This is a genomic window from Pseudomonas sp. E102 (assembly GCF_052660185.1).
On record NZ_CP084025.1, the window covers coordinates 5643934 to 5659839 of the forward strand.

Genomic DNA, 15906 nt, shown 5'->3' on the forward strand with positions numbered 1-15906 from the left:
AGCGAGCCTGCTCGCGATGGGGGCGGCCCAGGCACAACAGATTCTGGATCAAAATTCCGGGGTCCAGGTCACCCCAAACAACCACGCCCGACCCTCCTCCCGATACCCGTGCTGCAACCCCTCATGGCTATACAGCGCCCGGCTGTAACCTTTGTCCAACAGGTTATCCACCTTCATCTCCAACTTCACTTCCCGGCTCAGCGCCCAACTGCCGCGCAACCCGAGCAGGGCATAGCCGCTCAGGGCATTGCGGTTGTTTTCGTCGTCATAGCTGCTGCTCACCGCTTGCCAGGAGGCGCCGAAACCCAGGCGATCGAATTGTCGGTCCAGGTCCAGGCTCAACGTGCGACGAGCGCGGCGGGCCAGGGTGTGGCCGCTGTCACGGTCCCGTGGGTCGATGAAGGCCAGGCCCAGGTTGCCCTGCCAACCGAACAATTCCTGCCGCAAGGCCGCTTCGAAACCATTGATCCGCGCCGACGCAACGTTCTGCGGGCGTGAGCCGCTGCCGAAGATGATCGCGTCCTCCAGGTCCGTGCGGTACAGCGAAGCCTCCAGGCGGGCGCTGTCGCTAAGTTGGCTGCGCCATTGCACTTCGTAGCTCTTGGCCGTTTCGGGTTTCAGGTCTGGGTTGCTGAAGTCCGGGTAATACAAGTCGTTGAATGTGGGGGCGCGAAAGCTTTCGCTGTAGGTCAGCAATACGTCGTTGTCCGAGTTCACTGGCAAGGTGAAGGTGCCGCTCCAACTGTTCTGGCCACCAAATTGCTGGTTCTGGTCGCGGCGCAGGCCCAACTCTGTCGAGAAGGTTTCGGCCTGGTAGCGATGCTGGATAAACGCCGCGCGGTTCCAGCGGCTGTCTTCCTCGAACGGCGTGCTGCTGTTGACCCGGTCTTGATACCAGTCGCCGCCCACGATCAGGCTGTTGCGCTCGTCCAGTGTCACGTCGTTCTGCCAATTCACCGAATCGCGGTAGGTGTTGAAGACTTCGCGAACATCACTGAGCTTGTCGAACGTTTTCTCACGGTTCTCGCTGTGGCTCAGTTCGAGGCGGGACGTCCAGGCGTCGTTGATCCGAGCGTCCGCGTAACTGCTGAAACTGCTTACCGCAAACTCGCTGTACGGCTGCTGGGGCAAGGACTCGAAGGTGCTGGGGTCGAAGCGGCCGAACGGGTTGTCGTATTCACTTTTGCCACGGTTATCCAGCAGGTTCAGGCCGAGCTCCAGATCGTCGCTGGCGGCATAGCTCAAGCTCAGGCTGAAGGACCGGTTGCGGTTGGCGTCGGCGTCTCGGTCGCTGGCGTAGGACTCGTGGGTCCGATTGCTTCCTGCGGTTTCGTCCAGGCTGGCGCCGAGGTTGAAACGCGTCTGCTCGTCGCCTCCGGACATGCCCACGCTGCGCTCCCAGGTCTGGTGGCTGCCAATACCCAGGTGCAGGCGTGGTCGCAGCCCTTGATCGTTGCCGCGCCGTGTGAAGATCTGGATCACCCCGCCCACCGCATCGGCGCCGTAGATCACCGAGCGCGAGCCACGCAACACTTCTACCCGCTCGATCTGGTTGATATTCAGGCGTTGCAGGTTGCTGTCGCCAGAGGTGGCGTTGCCGATGCGCTGGCCGTCCACCAACACCAGGCTCTGGGCCGACTTGGTGCCGCGGATGTAAATCCCCGGCAGGCTGCCGCGCCCGCCCAATGGCGCCACTTGCACGCCCGGCACGCGGCTGAGCAAGTCGGTGACACTGGCCGGTTGCAGGCGGTCGATGTCGTCACGGGTGAATACCGTGTTGGCGGCGCTGCTGTCGTTGCGGGCCTCTACCTGGCGGTTGGCGCTGATGAGGATGTCGGGCAGCTTGAGGGCTTGGTCGCGTTCGAAGGTATTGGCCAGCAGGTCGGGGGTGGGGAGCAGGGCGAGGGCGAGGGCGAGGCGGCGTTTCATTGGTGTTCCATGATTTCGTGGTCCACACAGAAACCAATGTGGGAGCGAGCCTGCTCGCGATAGCGGTAGGTCAGTCAGCACAGCATCGACTGGTCTACCGCTATCGCGAGCAGGCTCGCTCCCACAGGGGGGCCGTGTGGTCTGAAGAGTTACAGGCCCAACAGCTGCAACCGCAGTCGCACCGCCGCTTCGATCCCCGCCTCGTCCAGCCCGCATTCGGCCAGCATTTGCGCAGGCTTGGCGTGTTCGACGTAGAGATCCGGCAGCCCAAGGTGCAGTACCGACTTGAGGATGTTTTCCCGCGCCAGGAATTCGCTGACCGCGGCGCCGGCACCACCCATGATGGCGTTTTCCTCGATGGTCACCAGCAGTTCGTGGCTGTCGGCCATCTCGCGCACCAGGTCTTCGTCGAGGGGTTTGACAAAGCGCATGTCCACCACGGTGGCATCAAGCTTTTCGGCGACTTTCAAGGCTTCGGCCAACTGCACGCCAAACACCAACAGGGCCGCTTGCTTGCCTCGACGGCGGATCACGCCCTTGCCGATCTCGATGGGCTCAAGGTCAGCCTCGATCGTCGCGTTCGGGCCGGTGCCGCGAGGGTAGCGCACTGCCGCCGGGCCATTGAACAGGTGGCCGGTGGTGAGCATCTTGCGCAGTTCGTTTTCATCGCTCGGCGTCATCACCAGCATGCCGGGGATGCAGCGCAGGTAGGACAAGTCGAAGCTGCCGGCGTGGGTCGGGCCGTCTTCGCCCACCAGGCCGGCGCGGTCGATGGCGAACAGCACATCGAGGTTCTGCACAGCCACGTCGTGGACGAGTTGGTCATAGCCGCGCTGAAGGAAAGTCGAATAGATTGCCACCACCGGCTTGGCGCCTTCGCAGGCCATGCCGGCCGCAAGGGTCACGGCATGTTGTTCGGCAATCGCTACGTCGAAATAACGCTGCGGGTAGCGTTCGCTGAACGCCACCAGGTCGGAGCCTTCCTTCATCGCCGGGGTAATGCCCACCAGGCGCGGGTCGGCGGCGGCCATGTCGCACAGCCATTGGCCGAACACGCCGGAATACTTCGGCCCACCGGTCTTTTTCGGCGCGGCGGCCGGGGCATCCAGGGGTTCAAGCTTGGTGATGGCGTGGTAACCGATCGGGTCGACTTCCGCCGGGGCGAAGCCTTTGCCTTTCTTGGTGACCACGTGCAGGAACTGCGGGCCCTTTAGATCGCGCATATTGCGCAGGGTGGCGATCAGCGTGGGCAGGTCATGGCCGTCGATGGGGCCGATGTAGTTCCAGCCCAGCTCCTCGAACAGCGTGCCGGGCACCAGCATGCCCTTGGCATATTCTTCGGTGCGCCGGGCGATTTCCCAGGCGCCCGGCAGGCGCGACAGGACCTTCTTGCTACCTTCGCGCATGCTGGCGTAGGTGCGGCTCGAGAGGATCTTCGCCAGGTAATTGGACAATCCGCCAACGTTGCGCGAGATCGACATGTCATTGTCGTTCAGTATCACCAGCATGTTGGCGTTGACCTCCGGCGCATGGTTCAGCGCCTCGAAGGCCATGCCTGCGGTCAGTGCACCGTCGCCGATCACGGCAATCGCCTTGCGCTCGCTGTTTTGCAGGCGGGCGGCAATCGCCATGCCCAGGGCGGCGCTGATGGAGGTGCTGGAGTGACCGACGCCAAAGGTGTCGTATTCGCTCTCGGAGCGGCGCGGAAAGGCGGCGACACCGTCCTTCTGGCGCAACGTGCCCATGCGGTCGCGACGACCGGTGAGGATCTTGTGCGGATACGCCTGGTGCCCGACGTCCCACACCAACCGGTCGTCCGGGGTGTCGAAGACGTAGTGCAACGCGATGGTCAGCTCGATGACACCCAGGCCCGCGCCAAAGTGCCCACCGGTCTGGCCGACCGTGTAGAGCAGTTCCAGGCGCAACTCATCGGCCAGGGTCTCCAGCTCGGCTTCACCCAGTCGACGCAGGCCGTCCGGCGTGTTGGCGCGGTCCAGCAGGGGCGTGGTCGGGCGTGTGCGGGGGATCTCTTGAAACGTCGTGGGCATCAGGCGAATCGTTATAGGTATAGAAAGAGGCGGCAGTTTACCTTATGCATCGCAAGCTGCCCACGCGTCGGCCGGAACTTGGCCGATACGCACTTAAATGGGTTGACCGTGGATCAGCTGCGTCGTTCGACGATATAACGCGCCAGATCGCGCAACGGTTCGGCCGCCGCGTCAAAGGGTCGCAGCGCGGCCAGGGCCTGGTCGCGCAGTTCCAGGGCGTAGGCCTTGGCTGCATCGAGGCCGAGCAAGGCCGGATAGGTCGGCTTGTCGCGCGCAATGTCGGCACCCTGGCGCTTGCCCAGGGTCTGGGTATCGCTTTCGACGTCGAGGATATCGTCCTGAACCTGGAACGCCAGGCCGATGGCCCGGGCGTAGGTCTGCAAGGCTTGCAGTTGTTCCGGCGTGGCCCGGCCGCTGGCCAGGGCGCCGAGCCGGACGCTGGCCTCGATCAGAGCGCCGGTCTTGTGCCGGTGCATGTATTCCAGCGCGCTCTGATCCAGCTTCAGGCCCACCGAACCCAAGTCGATGGCCTGGCCGCCCACCATGCCGGCCGGGCCCGCCGCCAACGCCAGGGCGCTGACCATGTCCAGGCGAACCTGCGCCGGGCATTCGCTCAGGGTCGGGTCCAGCAGGGCGCTGAAAGCCAGGCTCTGCAAACCGTCGCCCGCAAGGATTGCGCAGGCTTCGTCGAATTTCTTGTGGGTTGTCGGCTGGCCGCGACGCAGGTCGTCGTCGTCCATGGCGGGCAGGTCGTCATGCACCAGGGAATAGGCATGGATCAGCTCGACCGCGCAGGCCGCGCCGTTGGCCTGCTCGGCCACGCCGCCAAGGGCTTCGCACGCGGCATAGGCCAGCAGCGGGCGCACACGCTTGCCGCCGTTCATCACGCTGTAGCGCATGGCTTCGTACAGGCGCGCCAGTTCCGGGCTCGGGGCGCTGAACAGGGTCTCCAGTGCAGCATTGACCCGGGCCTGGCTGCTGGCCTGATAGGCGCCGATCATTCAGGCTGTTCCGCGTCGAAAGGTTCTTCGGTCAGCTCGCCGTCGCGTTCGAGCAGCAATTGTACCTTCTGCTCGGCCTGGGCCAGCGCTGCCTGGCAGTCGCGAGTCAAGCCGATACCTTGCTCGAAAGCAGTCAGCGAGTCTTCCAGCGACAGTTCGCCGTTCTCCAGGCGTTCGACCAGCGTCTGCAGGTCGGCCAGAGATTGTTCGAAATCCAATGCAGCTTTTTTGCGGGCCATGGCGGCTATTCCGGTTGACTGTTAAACCGGCGCGACACTAGCAGACATGGGGTGCTCGGGCAAATCAGGGCGGGGTAACGCAGGCTATGATCCAGTGCTTTTGTGGCGAGGGAGCTTGCTCCCGCTCGCGCGCGCAGCGGTCGCAAACTGGATCAACACGGCGGGTTTGGGGCTGCTGCGCAGCCCAGCGGGAGCAAGCTCCCTCGCCACGGGACTTCGTCAGAAGTGACGTCGGGTTCCGTATTCGGCTCACATCAGCTTCGATACGTGATTTCCCACACAGAATCGCGCGTCCCCCGATTGTGAAAAATCCGTCAAATGGCTACTCTTCGCGCCATCTACGGCCCTCTTGCGACGGGGCCTTCAGACGAAACCCGAACAATGACAAGCAGCGCCGAGGAAGGGCGCCGGGTTGCGTCGTGCATGGCAGGAGGCATAGTGCGTTTTCTTTCATTGTTGATCGTGCTGCTCGGCGCGCCGCTGGCGTGGGCCGGGCCTTCGGCTGAAATGTCGGAGCCGGTCGGCGGCTGGCGTTACCACGGCTTGCTCGATCGCACGCAAAACCCGCAAGTCGCCTACCCCACGCCACCGATCGATCGGGGCGTGCAGCGCAACCGCACGATGATCGAAGGCCGGATCAAGGACATGGGCACGGCGCGCCAGCCCCATAGTTTGTCGGTCAACGGCAACCCGCTGAATCTCTACACCGATGACGAGGGGCGTTTCGCCCGGCCGTACGCGTTTGGCGCCGGCTCCAACAGCGTCGAGGTGCGCAGCTCCGAAGGCCAGTCCCTCAAGCGCGTGCAATTCTATGAAGCCAACAACTTGCGCACTCCGGCGCAAATCCGCGTGGTGCTGGGCTGGGACGATCCGAAAGCCGAACTCGACCTGCATATCGTCACACCCGACGGCCAACATGCTTTTTTCGGCCGGCCGGCCCTGACCAACGGCGGCGGCCTCGACCCGGACGGCGTCGACGGCCCCGGCCCCGAGATGTTCACCATGACCGCACCCATGCACGGCACTTACCTGGTGTACGTGAACTATTGGGGCAACTACGGCAGCGGCGGCTACAACTTCGACGAAGCCAGCAACCAGAACGAGGTAATCACCTCGCAGATCAACCTGGTGCTCAACGAAAACACCGTCGATGAAAAACGCGAAACCTTTGTCGTGCCCCTGCGCGCCATTGGCGATCTGCTGCTGGTCAAGACGTTCAACTACTAAGTACTCCGCTCCACGGATGAATAGGCCCTTGTGAATATGAGCGACAACACTGCTTCCCCGACCACGCCGACACCTGTCGCCAAACCTGGGCGCCGTTGGCCGGCGATTCTGATCGGGCTGTGCCTGGTGGCCGGCGCTGCCGCCGGGTTGGGCTGGTTCATGACCAAGCCCAAGGCCCCGCCCATGGCGCTGGCGTTGGAAAAACTCGGCGTGAGTCGTCCCGACGGCTTGATCGAGGCGCATTCCCTGAGCCAGTTGCCCAAGGACCTGTTAACGGTGCCGTTTCTCAAGGCCACGCTCACCGAAGATTTTGTCTTCTATTACGAAGCCCACGCCGACCGTCTCGGCCTGATCGGCAGCCTGCGCCGGATCATCTACGAGCATGACCTCAAGCTGCAGGACAGCCTGATCGAGCAGCTTTTCGACCAGCCGGCGGACGTGGCCTTGTGGCGCGGGGCGGACGGTCGTCTCAAGGATTTCCTGCTGGTGATGGATCGCGGCGGGTTGGCCAAGGTCCTGGAACCGCTGGCGAAAGTCGCCCTGGATGACACCCAGTTGAGCAAGCTCGGCGACCTGAAGGTGAGCGGCGATGAGGTCGCACTCTATCAACTGAGCTATAACGCCAGCAAATCCCTGGTTTTCGCCTCCCACGGCGACAAACTCGTCGTGCTCTCCAACCCGAGCAAGCTGTACGACCAAGGCCATGGCCCTACCGATGAAGCCGGCATGGTTTCGACCCAGGCCTTAGAAGCCCTGCTGGCGGGGGAAAAACTCTTCCCCGAAGCATTCGGCCTGGCGGCCAAGGCACCCGAGGTCAAGCAGCGCATCTCGGTCAACGCCAGTGTGCTTGCCATGGGCTACCAGCGTTTCATCCCGAACTTCGCCGGCTTGCGCTTCGACATGGACGACAAGGGCTGGCACAGCTTTTTGGCCATGGACGAACTGGAAAACCAGCCGGACTTCGATTTCAAGCCGATCTGGCAAGCCATGCCCATGGGCGCCAGCGCCTGCGTAGCGTTGCCCCTGGCCGCCGAGCAGCAGAAACCGTTGCTGATGAAACTGGGCGCCGAGGAAAAAGCCGCCCAGGCCATGGTTGATCATGTGGCGGGCGCGGCGGGCCTGTGCTGGTACGCCGATTCTCGCCTGTACACGCCATTGCTGGTGGCGAGCCTGAACGAAGACGATGGCAAGCTCGACGCCGATTTGGGCAACCTGTTTGGTTCGATGGTGGGGGCATATGAAAACAATGTCGCTGAACACGCGTTCCCGGTGGTAGAGAAACAACAAGGTTCGACGCACCAATGGCAACGCCAGGTCAGCACCAACTTCGGCCCTTACGCGGCCAAAGAGGCGGAGCAGCCTGAAGCGATCACCGGCAAGGCGTTCATGCGCGTGAGCCTGGCGCGCCACGGTTCGACGTTGCTGTTCTCCCTTGATGACAAGCTGGTCGACAAAGCCCTCGGTACCCTCGACAAGCGCTTCCCGCCCATGGCCGACGTGGTGCCCAAGGACTTGCTGATGCCGGTCTACTTCGGCCCGGATTCCATGGCGCAACTGATGCAACGCGAAACCCTCGACAGCCTGCCTCAAGACATGGAGCCGGTGTTCTACAACGCCGCGCAAACCTACCTGATCCCTAAACTGCGCACCCTCGGCGGCTACGGCAAATACGCCCTGACATTGCCTGAAGGCAGCGAGCCGGACGGTCGCTGGCAGTGGTTGCCGCTGGAATGGAAAGCGCTGTGACGGGATTGATTCGCAACCGCGCATGGGCGTTGCTGCTGGCTTTGCTGCTCGGCGGGCCGGCGCTTGCCGTCGAGGCGCCGGCGCTGGATGCACAGCAATCCCAGGTCTTTCGCGCCTGGTTCGTGCGCATCGCCCAGGAACAGCTGACCAAAGGCCCGAGCCCGCGCTGGTACCAGCAGGACTGCGCCGGGCTGGTGCGTTTCGCGGCCAACGAAGCGCTCAAGGTCCACGATGAAAAATGGCTGCGCAGCAATGGCTTGTCCAATCGCTACCTGCCGCCGGAACTGCCCCTCAGCGATGCGCAACGGCGTCTCGCCCAGCAATGGCAACAGGGCGGCGGCAAGATCGGGCCCTACGTCAATGCGATCAAGCTGATCCAGTTCAACAGCCGCCTGGTGGGCCGGGATGTCACCCAGGCCCGCCCCGGCGACCTGATGTTCTTCGATCAGGGCGACGATCAACACTTGATGATCTGGATGGGCCGCTACATCGCCTATCACACCGGCACCACCACCCCAACCGACAACGGCATGCGCTCCGCAAGCCTGCAACAACTCATGAACTGGAAGGACACCCGATGGATACCCGACGCAGCCAACCCCAACTTCATCGGCGTCTATCGACTCAACTTTCTCACCCAATGACCGGTGCCCGCATGCTGCGCTTGTGTTCGAAACTGCCCCTGCTGTTTGCTCTGTTGTTGGCGCCCCTCGTGAATGCCGAAGACACCGTGGAGCCCAGCGGCTATACGCCGGTGTCCGGCGAAAGCTTTTTCCTGCTGGCCGACAGCAGCTTCGCCAGCGACGAGCAGGCGATGGTCCGCCTCGAAGCCCCGGGGCGTGATTACCGACGGTTTCGCATGGAGCCCTACGGCGGTGCTGATATCCGGGTCTATCGGATCGAAAAGCCGTTGGAGTTCCTCAAGCGCCAAAAGAACCTCCACAGGGTGGTCAGCGACGGCCAGTTCAAGGGTGAAGGCCTGTCCAACACCCTCGCGTACCTGTGGGACAACTGGTACCGCAAATCCCGTCGCGTGATGCAGCGGGCGTTCTCCTACGAATCCCGCCAGCAGGTTACCGAAGAGGTGCCGGAGCTGAAGATCGGCAACGCCCTGATCGCGCCGACGCCATACGATGCGCCGGCACAATTCGCCTTGATCCCCGGTTTGCCGGTGGTCAGCCAGTTCCGCTATCCGCTGTGGCAGGCCAAGCCGATCCAGCCGCCAGCCGGCGTCAACCTGGCCGGTTCGTCCAGCGAGTTCGTCAGCGTCGCGCCGGGTAACGTCTACGTGCCGTTGGGGCAGTTGAAACCGGGCCTGTACCTGGTGGAAGCGCTGATTGGCAAATACCGCGCGACCACCATGGTTTTCGTGTCCAATACCGTGGCCGTAAGCAAGATCGCCGGGGACGAATTGCTGGTCTGGGCCGCGCGCAAGCATGAAGGGCGCTCGGTACCCAAGGTCAATGTGCTGTGGACCGACGGCCTGGGCGTGATGAGCAGCGGTGCCACTGATGAAGACGGCCTGGTGCGTCTCAAGCACGTCAGCCCGGAGCGTTCGTTTGTCATCGGTGAAGACGAAGAGGGCGGAGTATTCGTCTCGGAAAACTTTTACTACGACAGCGAAATCTACGACACCAAGCTCTACGCCTTCACTGACCGGCCGCTGTACCGGCCAGGAGATTGGGTGTCACTGAAAATCGTCGGTCGCGAGTTCAAGAACGCCCGCGACTCGGTGCAACCAGCGGCCGCCGACGTCAACGTCAGCGTGCTCGATGCCACCGGCACGGCGTTGCAAACCCTGGCCCTGAAGCTCGATTCCAAGGCCGGTACACAAGGTCGTTTCCAACTGCCGGAAAATGCCGTGGCCGGTGGTTATGAATTGCGCTTCAGCTACAAGGACCAGCTCTACAGCAGCGCCTTCCGCGTGGCCGAATACATCAAGCCGCATTTCGAGATCGCGCTGAACCTGGCCAAGCAGGATTACCGCACCGGTGAGCCGGTCAAGGGCAATCTGGTGCTGCTGTACCCGGACGGCAAGCCAGTGGCGAACGCCAAGGTCAGCCTGAGCCTGCGGGCCCAGCAGTTGTCGATGGTGGATAACGAGCTGCAATACCTTGGGCAATTCCCGGTCGAGCTGACCAGCAGCGAAGTGACCACCGATGACAAGGGCAACGCCACGCTCGATTTGCCGGCCGCCGACAAACCGAGCCGCTACACGCTCACGGTGTTCGCCAGTGATGGCGCGGCGTATCGGGTCAAGACCACCAAGGAAATCCTCATCGACCGTGGCGCGGCGAATTTCCGCCTGAGCGCGCCTCGACGTTTCAGCGCAGCCGGCGAGAAAGTCGCGTTCAGCTACGCCAACGAAGGGGGCAGCGAACAAAGCAAGGCCGTGACACCGGGCAGCTACGCCTGGGTGCGTCTGGAAGACCAGACCACCGGCGAAGGCAAGCTCGCCGCCAACGACAAGGGCTTCAGCCTGACCTTCGACCGTCCCGGCACCTACAACCTCACGCTCAAGGACGACCATGGCCGGGCCATCGGCGCGACCAGCCATGCGGTGACGGGCGAAGGCATCAAGGCCGTGCCGGGCACGGTCGAAATCGTCCTCGATAAAGCCGAGTACAAGACGGGTGACGAAGCCCTGGCGCTGATCACCTTCCCGGAGCCGGTCAGCGACGCGCTGTTGTCACTGGAGCGGGACAAGGTCGAGGCCACCGCGATGCTCTCCAAGGGCGCCGACTGGCTGAAGATGGAAAAACTCAGCGATACCCAGTACCGCGCACGCATCGCCGTGAAGGATCATTTCGCGCCGAACCTGACCTTCTCCGTGCTGTACACCAAGGGCGGCCAGTACAGTTTCCAGAACGCAGGCATCAAGGTCGTCGCGCCGCAGATCGACGTAGCGATCACCACCGACAAAGCGACCTATCGCCCCGGCGACACGGTGACCGTCGACCTGGGCACCCAGTTCGCAGGCAAGGCGATCCCGGCGCACCTGACCGTCAGCGTTGTCGATGAGATGGTCTACGCGCTGCAACCGGAAGTCGCGCCAACCATCGACCAATTCTTCTATCACCCGCGCCGCAACAACGTGCGCACCAGCGCCAGCCTGTCGTTCATCAGCTACGACGTGGCACTGCCGGGCAGCCCCGGCGCGCCGGGCAAGGCCAACCGCAGCGAGCGCGGGGTCAAGGTGCTGGAGCGGCCGCGTCGCGAAGATGTCGACACCGCAGCCTGGCAACCGGAGCTGGTCACTGACGCCAACGGCAAGGCCCGCTTCACCTTCAAGATGCCTGACTCCTTGACCCGCTGGCGCATCACCGCCAAGGCAATCGCGGACGACGGCCAGGTGGGCCAGAAGAAGCAATTCATCGCGTCGGAAAAACCGCTGTACCTGAAGTGGAGCGGCCCGACCCGCTTCCGCACGGGCGACAAGCCGCAATTGGGCCTGTTCACTTTCAGCCAGTCCGAGAAACCTTTGAAAGCCGAGCTGCTGATCCGCTACGCCGGCGCCGAACAGCGCGTGGTGGCGGAACTGAAAAATGGCATCAACTACGTAGCGTTGCCGGCCCTGGAACTGAGCAGCGGCGACTTGAGCGTCCAGTTGCAGTTGAACGGTGAGACCCAGGACGCCCTGGCCATGCACCTCAATGCCATCGGCAACGGTTGGCAAGTCACCCAGAGCCAGCGCCTCGATGTGGCCGGCGGCGACACACCACTGAACCTGCCGGCCGACGCCAGCGATATCCGCTTGCGCCTGGACGATAGCCCGCAAGCGCTGTTCCGTTCTGCCCTGGACGAATTGCTGAGCTACCCGTACGGCGGCGTCGAGCAGACGGCCAGCCGCCTGTTGCCATTGAGCATCGCGTATCCGACCCTGGCGTCGAACCCGCAGATCCGCGACCGCTTGCGGTTGATCATGCAGAACAGCCGCTTGCGCCTGGTGCAGATGGCCGGGCCGTCGGCGAGCTTCACCTGGTGGGGCCAGGACGGCGAGCCGGATGCATTCCTCACCGCTTATGCCTATTACGCCGACTGGCACGCCAGCAAGGCTTTGGACCTGAACCTGCCGGCGGAACACTGGCAGCGGGTGCTGGAGGTCTATGCCAAGCAGGCCGCTGACACGCCGCTGTTGCAGCGGGCGTTGATCCTGTCGTTCGCCAAGCAGATGCAACTGCCGGTGAATACCTTGCTCAGCGGGCTGATGGACGACCTGGCGAAAGCCAGTGAAGACAGCACCGAGAGCGTGCTGGACAGCGGTGAAGACAGCCTGGTCATGTACGCGCCGGATTCGGCCCTCGGCCTGGCCAGCGCCCGGGTGTTGACCGCATCCCTCGCCAAGCAGGCGAAGGTGCCGTTGCCCGCAGCGTTCAGCCGTCAGGCCGAGGCCGCGCAACAGCAGTTGGAGCTGAGCTCGCAGCCGTTCGTGGAAGCACTGCTGCTGTCGTTGCAGGGCTTCGATCAGGCCCGCGCCAGTGCATTGCTGGAGCGCGTGCTGCCGCAGCAATCCACCTTGGAACGCGCGTTGGCCCTGACCTGGCTGCAACGCAGCATCGAACAGGCCGCGCCGGCCGTGGCATTGACGCCGGGCGAAGGTTGGAAAGCCCAGCAAGGCGCCACGGGTGAAACCTATTGGCAATGGCAGGGCGCGCAGTTGCCGACCTTGCTGACGCTCAGCGGCGCCCAGGAGCGTCCGTTGCAAGCGGCATTGAGCTTCCAGAGTCAGCAAGCGCCCGTCGCGCCGATGGCGGTGTCCATCACCCGCCGCCTGTCGCGCCTGGTGCCGGGCGACGAGGCTTTCACCTTCAAGCTTGAAGCCGTGGGCAACAAGCCGTTGTCCAGCGACGCCCTCTACCTGGATGAAGTGATCATCAACAGCAAGGCCGCGACACCGCTGCGCTACGGCATGCTCGAAGTGCCGTTGCCACCGGGCGCCGATGTGGAGCGCACCACGTGGGGCATCCAGTTGATGGGCATGGCCGACAGCGAGCCAACTTCCCTGGAAAAGGCGCGCTTCGAGCCGGGCCAGATGGCCTACGCGGTACCGGTCGATGCCCTCAGTGGCGAGTTGCGCCTGCGACATTTGGTGCGCTTCTCCCAGAAGGGTCAGTTCACCTTGCCGCCGGTGCGTTTCACCCAGGTCTATGCGCCACAGAACCAGGCGCGGGAACAGAAACCGGCGCTGGGTCAGGTGACGGTCAACTGACATGCGCAGGGCTTGGGGCTGGTGGTGGTTGTGCCTGATTCCTGCGCTGACGACAGCGCAGGAGGAGCCGTTGCGCCTGGCCTTCGACGGTCAACTGTTGCGGGTGAGCCAGACCCAGGTGCTGGATCGCCAGCCGTTGACCAATTCCTTGCAGGCACCGTTGGGCAGTTTGTGGAAACTCTTCGTCTACGCCTGGCTGGTGGACACCGATGCTCGCGAGCCGGTTTACGAATGCCGCGGCGAATCGAAGGAAGAGGTCTATTGCTGCAACGCTGGGCAGAGCATCGGCCGCGATCAGGCGCTGGTGAAGTCCTGTGGTTTGTATTTCGAACCCCAGCGACTCGGGATTTCCGCGCCGCGATGGCGTGATTACTGGCAGGCGCGCCAGGCGCCGAAATGGTTGTTGGACCTGCCGACCTTGCAGCCGCAAACCCAGGTGCCGGTGGCGGAACTGCTCAAGGCGCTGGCGATGCTACCGGCCCAGGAGCAGGCCCGTCGGGTATTGCTCGACGTGGTGCTCGGCGCGGCGGATGGTCGGTTGGTCGGCCAGTTGGGCGCTCGCCTGCGGGTCAAGACCTGGAGTTGGTTGGGCGACCAGGGGCCCTCGTCGCGCCAAGGCGGTTTCGCCGGTTGGCTGGCTGATGGCACCCCGGTGTGGGCCGGTGGCCGCGGCACCAGTCAGCAGGTCCTGAAGAAATACGGCGATGGCTTGGCCACGGCGCTGCCGTCCCGCTGGCCTGTGGACACCGGACGCTGCGTGGAAGTCGACCTGTTTGCCCGTTACCCGTTGCAACGGGTGATGGCTGGCGAGCGACCCGCCACGCCGGGCCAGTTGCGCGGCGACTACCGCGTCGAGTTCACCAACGGTAACCAGCTGGACATCCACAGCGACGGCGAACTGTTCCTGCTGCCGGGCAAACTGGTGGCGCGACTGGACCGGGAGGAGTACGTCGCCCGGGTCCTGCAACGCGAAGCCAAGGCCGAACCCGCCGAAGCGGCCAAAGCCCTGGCCGTGGCGATTCGCACCTACCTGCTGCAAAATGCCCAGCGCAACGGCGATTGCCTGAGCATCGACGACAGCAGCCATCGCCAGCGCGTCGCGCCACGTCCGGCGGCGCCTGAAACCCGGGCCATTGCCGCTTGGACCAGCGACCTGGTCCTGGCTGGCACCGACGTCACTTATCACTCCGATCAACCCGGCCCGGACAAACTATCCTGGGCCCAAGCCGTCGAACAAGCCCACGACGGCCAGCGTTACGACGCGATCCTGCTGCATGCCTATCCGCGCGCGAGCCTCAGCCGTTGGGACAATCCGGTGGCATCCTGCCAAGCATTGCCCGCCGCCCAGGAATGGTTGCTGAAGCAGCGACGTGGCTGGCGTCAACGCTTGGAAAGCGAAGTGGGCTACAACGAAATCAGTGCCTTCGCGGTGTGCCGCGTCGCCTTCGGCCGGCCGTATGTGGACCGCGAGCGCCAGCGCATCTACGTGCGCGGCGTGCTGTCGCTGCAAGACCGCCTCGACCTGACCCATGAATATCTGCACCTGGCCTTTGAAGCTCACCCCAACGGCCAGGACGAAACCTATATCGAAGGGCTCGCCCGTCACCTCTTGCTGGAATAGACCATGACACTCTGTTATCCACAGGTCTTGCTGTTGCTTTGCGGCCTCGCTGCGTTGCCATCGGCCATGGCCGCCGACCCGATCAAGCTAGAAACCCCAGTCGGCGGCTGGCGCAGCGGCGCGCCGGGCGGCGAGGGCGAAAGCTTCAGCCAGACCGTCAACTACCCGGCCTCGTCGGTCAACACGCCCCAGGGCCAGGCGAACACGGCGCGTATCAGCGGTCAGATCAAAGGCACGCCGAAGAGCAATGAGCCAGGCCAACTCATCGTCAACGGTGTGAGCCTGCCGTTGAAGGTTGATGAGGAAGGCCGCTTCGATCGGCCGTTCTCGTTCCCCAACGGCAGCAACAGCGTGGAAGTGCGCAGCGCCGATGGCCAGCAGCGCCACCGCACGCAATTCCTCAACACCAGCGGCGGCGCGACCCCGGCCAAGCTGCGGGTATTGCTGACCTGGGACAGCGATGGTACCGACCTGGACCTGCACCTGGTTACGCCCGACGGCGCCCACATCTGGTACGGCGACCGCGCCGTCGCCAATGGCGCCGCCCTCGACGTCGACGTCACCACCGGCTACGGCCCGGAAATCTTCGCCATGCCCGCGCCGATCAAAGGCCAATACCTGGTGTATGTGAACTACTACGGCGGCGGTTATCGCAGTGACGAGGATGAAGAAGGCGATGGCGAACAAGTCGAACAGGCGCAACAGGCCCTGACCACGGCGAAAGTTACCGTCATCACCGAAGAAGGCACGCCGAGCGAGAAGATGGAAACCTTCGTGGTGCCCATGCGGGCGGTGGGGGAGCTGACGTTGGTGAAGAGCTTCAGCTACCCATAAACCTGTGGGCTGTGATCCCTGTGGTGAGGGAGCGCTCAAACACCAAAAATAC

General features: G+C 63.6%; 10 protein-coding genes. 6 read left to right on the forward strand and 4 right to left on the reverse strand.

What is annotated here, in order from left to right:
* Positions 1-48: 48 nt before the first annotated feature.
* From DOCECA_RS25565 to DOCECA_RS25580, 4 genes are all read right to left on the reverse strand, one after another.
* Complete coding sequence (locus DOCECA_RS25565) at positions 49-1929, reverse strand: TonB-dependent receptor domain-containing protein (RefSeq protein ID WP_445571259.1); 1881 nt, start codon at positions 1927-1929, stop codon at positions 49-51.
* Positions 1930-2078: 149 nt separating this feature from the next.
* Positions 2079-3977: a 1-deoxy-D-xylulose-5-phosphate synthase gene (gene dxs / locus DOCECA_RS25570; RefSeq protein WP_445571260.1), complete on the reverse strand. Its 1899-nt coding sequence runs from the start codon at positions 3975-3977 to the stop codon at positions 2079-2081.
* 113 nt (positions 3978-4090) lie between these two features.
* Positions 4091-4978 carry a (2E,6E)-farnesyl diphosphate synthase gene (gene ispA, locus DOCECA_RS25575; RefSeq protein ID WP_420767562.1) on the reverse strand — a complete coding sequence of 296 codons (888 nt, stop codon included), beginning with the start codon at positions 4976-4978 and terminating at the stop codon, positions 4091-4093.
* A complete protein-coding gene (locus DOCECA_RS25580) occupies positions 4975-5217 on the reverse strand; it encodes an exodeoxyribonuclease VII small subunit (RefSeq protein ID WP_003185917.1) in 243 nt (80 codons plus the stop codon). Before DOCECA_RS25580 ends, ispA begins: the two co-directional genes overlap by 4 nt.
* Before the next feature lie 435 nt (positions 5218-5652).
* On the opposite strand from DOCECA_RS25580, the gene DOCECA_RS25585 reads away from it, so the two are divergent.
* From DOCECA_RS25585 to DOCECA_RS25610, 6 genes are read left to right on the forward strand one after another with little or no spacing between them, the layout of a single operon-like run.
* On the forward strand, positions 5653-6444 hold the full coding sequence (locus DOCECA_RS25585; RefSeq protein WP_420767584.1) for a YfaP family protein: 792 nt from the start codon (positions 5653-5655) through the stop codon (positions 6442-6444).
* Between the two features lie 36 nt (positions 6445-6480).
* The gene (locus tag DOCECA_RS25590; protein WP_434609293.1) at positions 6481-8190 is read left to right on the forward strand and encodes a DUF2138 domain-containing protein; all 1710 of its coding nucleotides are present in this window, start codon (positions 6481-6483) and stop codon (positions 8188-8190) included.
* Positions 8175-8834 (forward strand): DUF1175 domain-containing protein, encoded by a 660-nt coding sequence (locus DOCECA_RS25595; RefSeq protein WP_420767564.1) that lies wholly within the window; start codon positions 8175-8177, stop codon positions 8832-8834. The genes DOCECA_RS25590 and DOCECA_RS25595 overlap by 16 nt, the downstream gene beginning before the upstream one ends.
* On the forward strand, positions 8831-13399 hold the full coding sequence (locus DOCECA_RS25600) for an alpha-2-macroglobulin family protein (RefSeq protein ID WP_445572191.1): 4569 nt from the start codon (positions 8831-8833) through the stop codon (positions 13397-13399). Before DOCECA_RS25595 ends, DOCECA_RS25600 begins: the two co-directional genes overlap by 4 nt.
* A 1-nt stretch (position 13400) precedes the next feature.
* Entirely contained in the window at positions 13401-15020 is a 1620-nt protein-coding gene (locus DOCECA_RS25605; protein ID WP_445571261.1) for a DUF2300 domain-containing protein, read from the forward strand.
* A gap of 3 nt (positions 15021-15023) precedes the next feature.
* A complete protein-coding gene (locus tag DOCECA_RS25610) occupies positions 15024-15854 on the forward strand; it encodes a YfaP family protein (protein ID WP_445571262.1) in 831 nt (276 codons plus the stop codon).
* The last annotated feature ends 52 nt before the right edge of the window (positions 15855-15906 follow it).

What these genes read in the sequence shown, in the direction of transcription:
- DOCECA_RS25595 (WP_420767564.1), top strand. Translation starts at nt 8,175, where the DNA reads ATGGAAAGCGCTGTGACGGGATTGATTCGCAACCGCGCATGGGCGTTG.
- DOCECA_RS25605 (WP_445571261.1), top strand. Translation starts at nt 13,401, where the DNA reads ATGCGCAGGGCTTGGGGCTGGTGGTGGTTGTGCCTGATTCCTGCGCTG.
- DOCECA_RS25580 (WP_003185917.1), bottom strand. Translation starts at nt 5,217, where the DNA reads ATGGCCCGCAAAAAAGCTGCATTGGATTTCGAACAATCTCTGGCCGAC.
- DOCECA_RS25565 (WP_445571259.1), bottom strand. Translation starts at nt 1,929, where the DNA reads ATGAAACGCCGCCTCGCCCTCGCCCTCGCCCTGCTCCCCACCCCCGAC.
- DOCECA_RS25590 (WP_434609293.1), top strand. Translation starts at nt 6,481, where the DNA reads ATGAGCGACAACACTGCTTCCCCGACCACGCCGACACCTGTCGCCAAA.
- DOCECA_RS25600 (WP_445572191.1), top strand. Translation starts at nt 8,831, where the DNA reads ATGACCGGTGCCCGCATGCTGCGCTTGTGTTCGAAACTGCCCCTGCTG.
- dxs (WP_445571260.1), bottom strand. Translation starts at nt 3,977, where the DNA reads ATGCCCACGACGTTTCAAGAGATCCCCCGCACACGCCCGACCACGCCC.
- DOCECA_RS25610 (WP_445571262.1), top strand. Translation starts at nt 15,024, where the DNA reads ATGACACTCTGTTATCCACAGGTCTTGCTGTTGCTTTGCGGCCTCGCT.
- ispA (WP_420767562.1), bottom strand. Translation starts at nt 4,978, where the DNA reads ATGATCGGCGCCTATCAGGCCAGCAGCCAGGCCCGGGTCAATGCTGCA.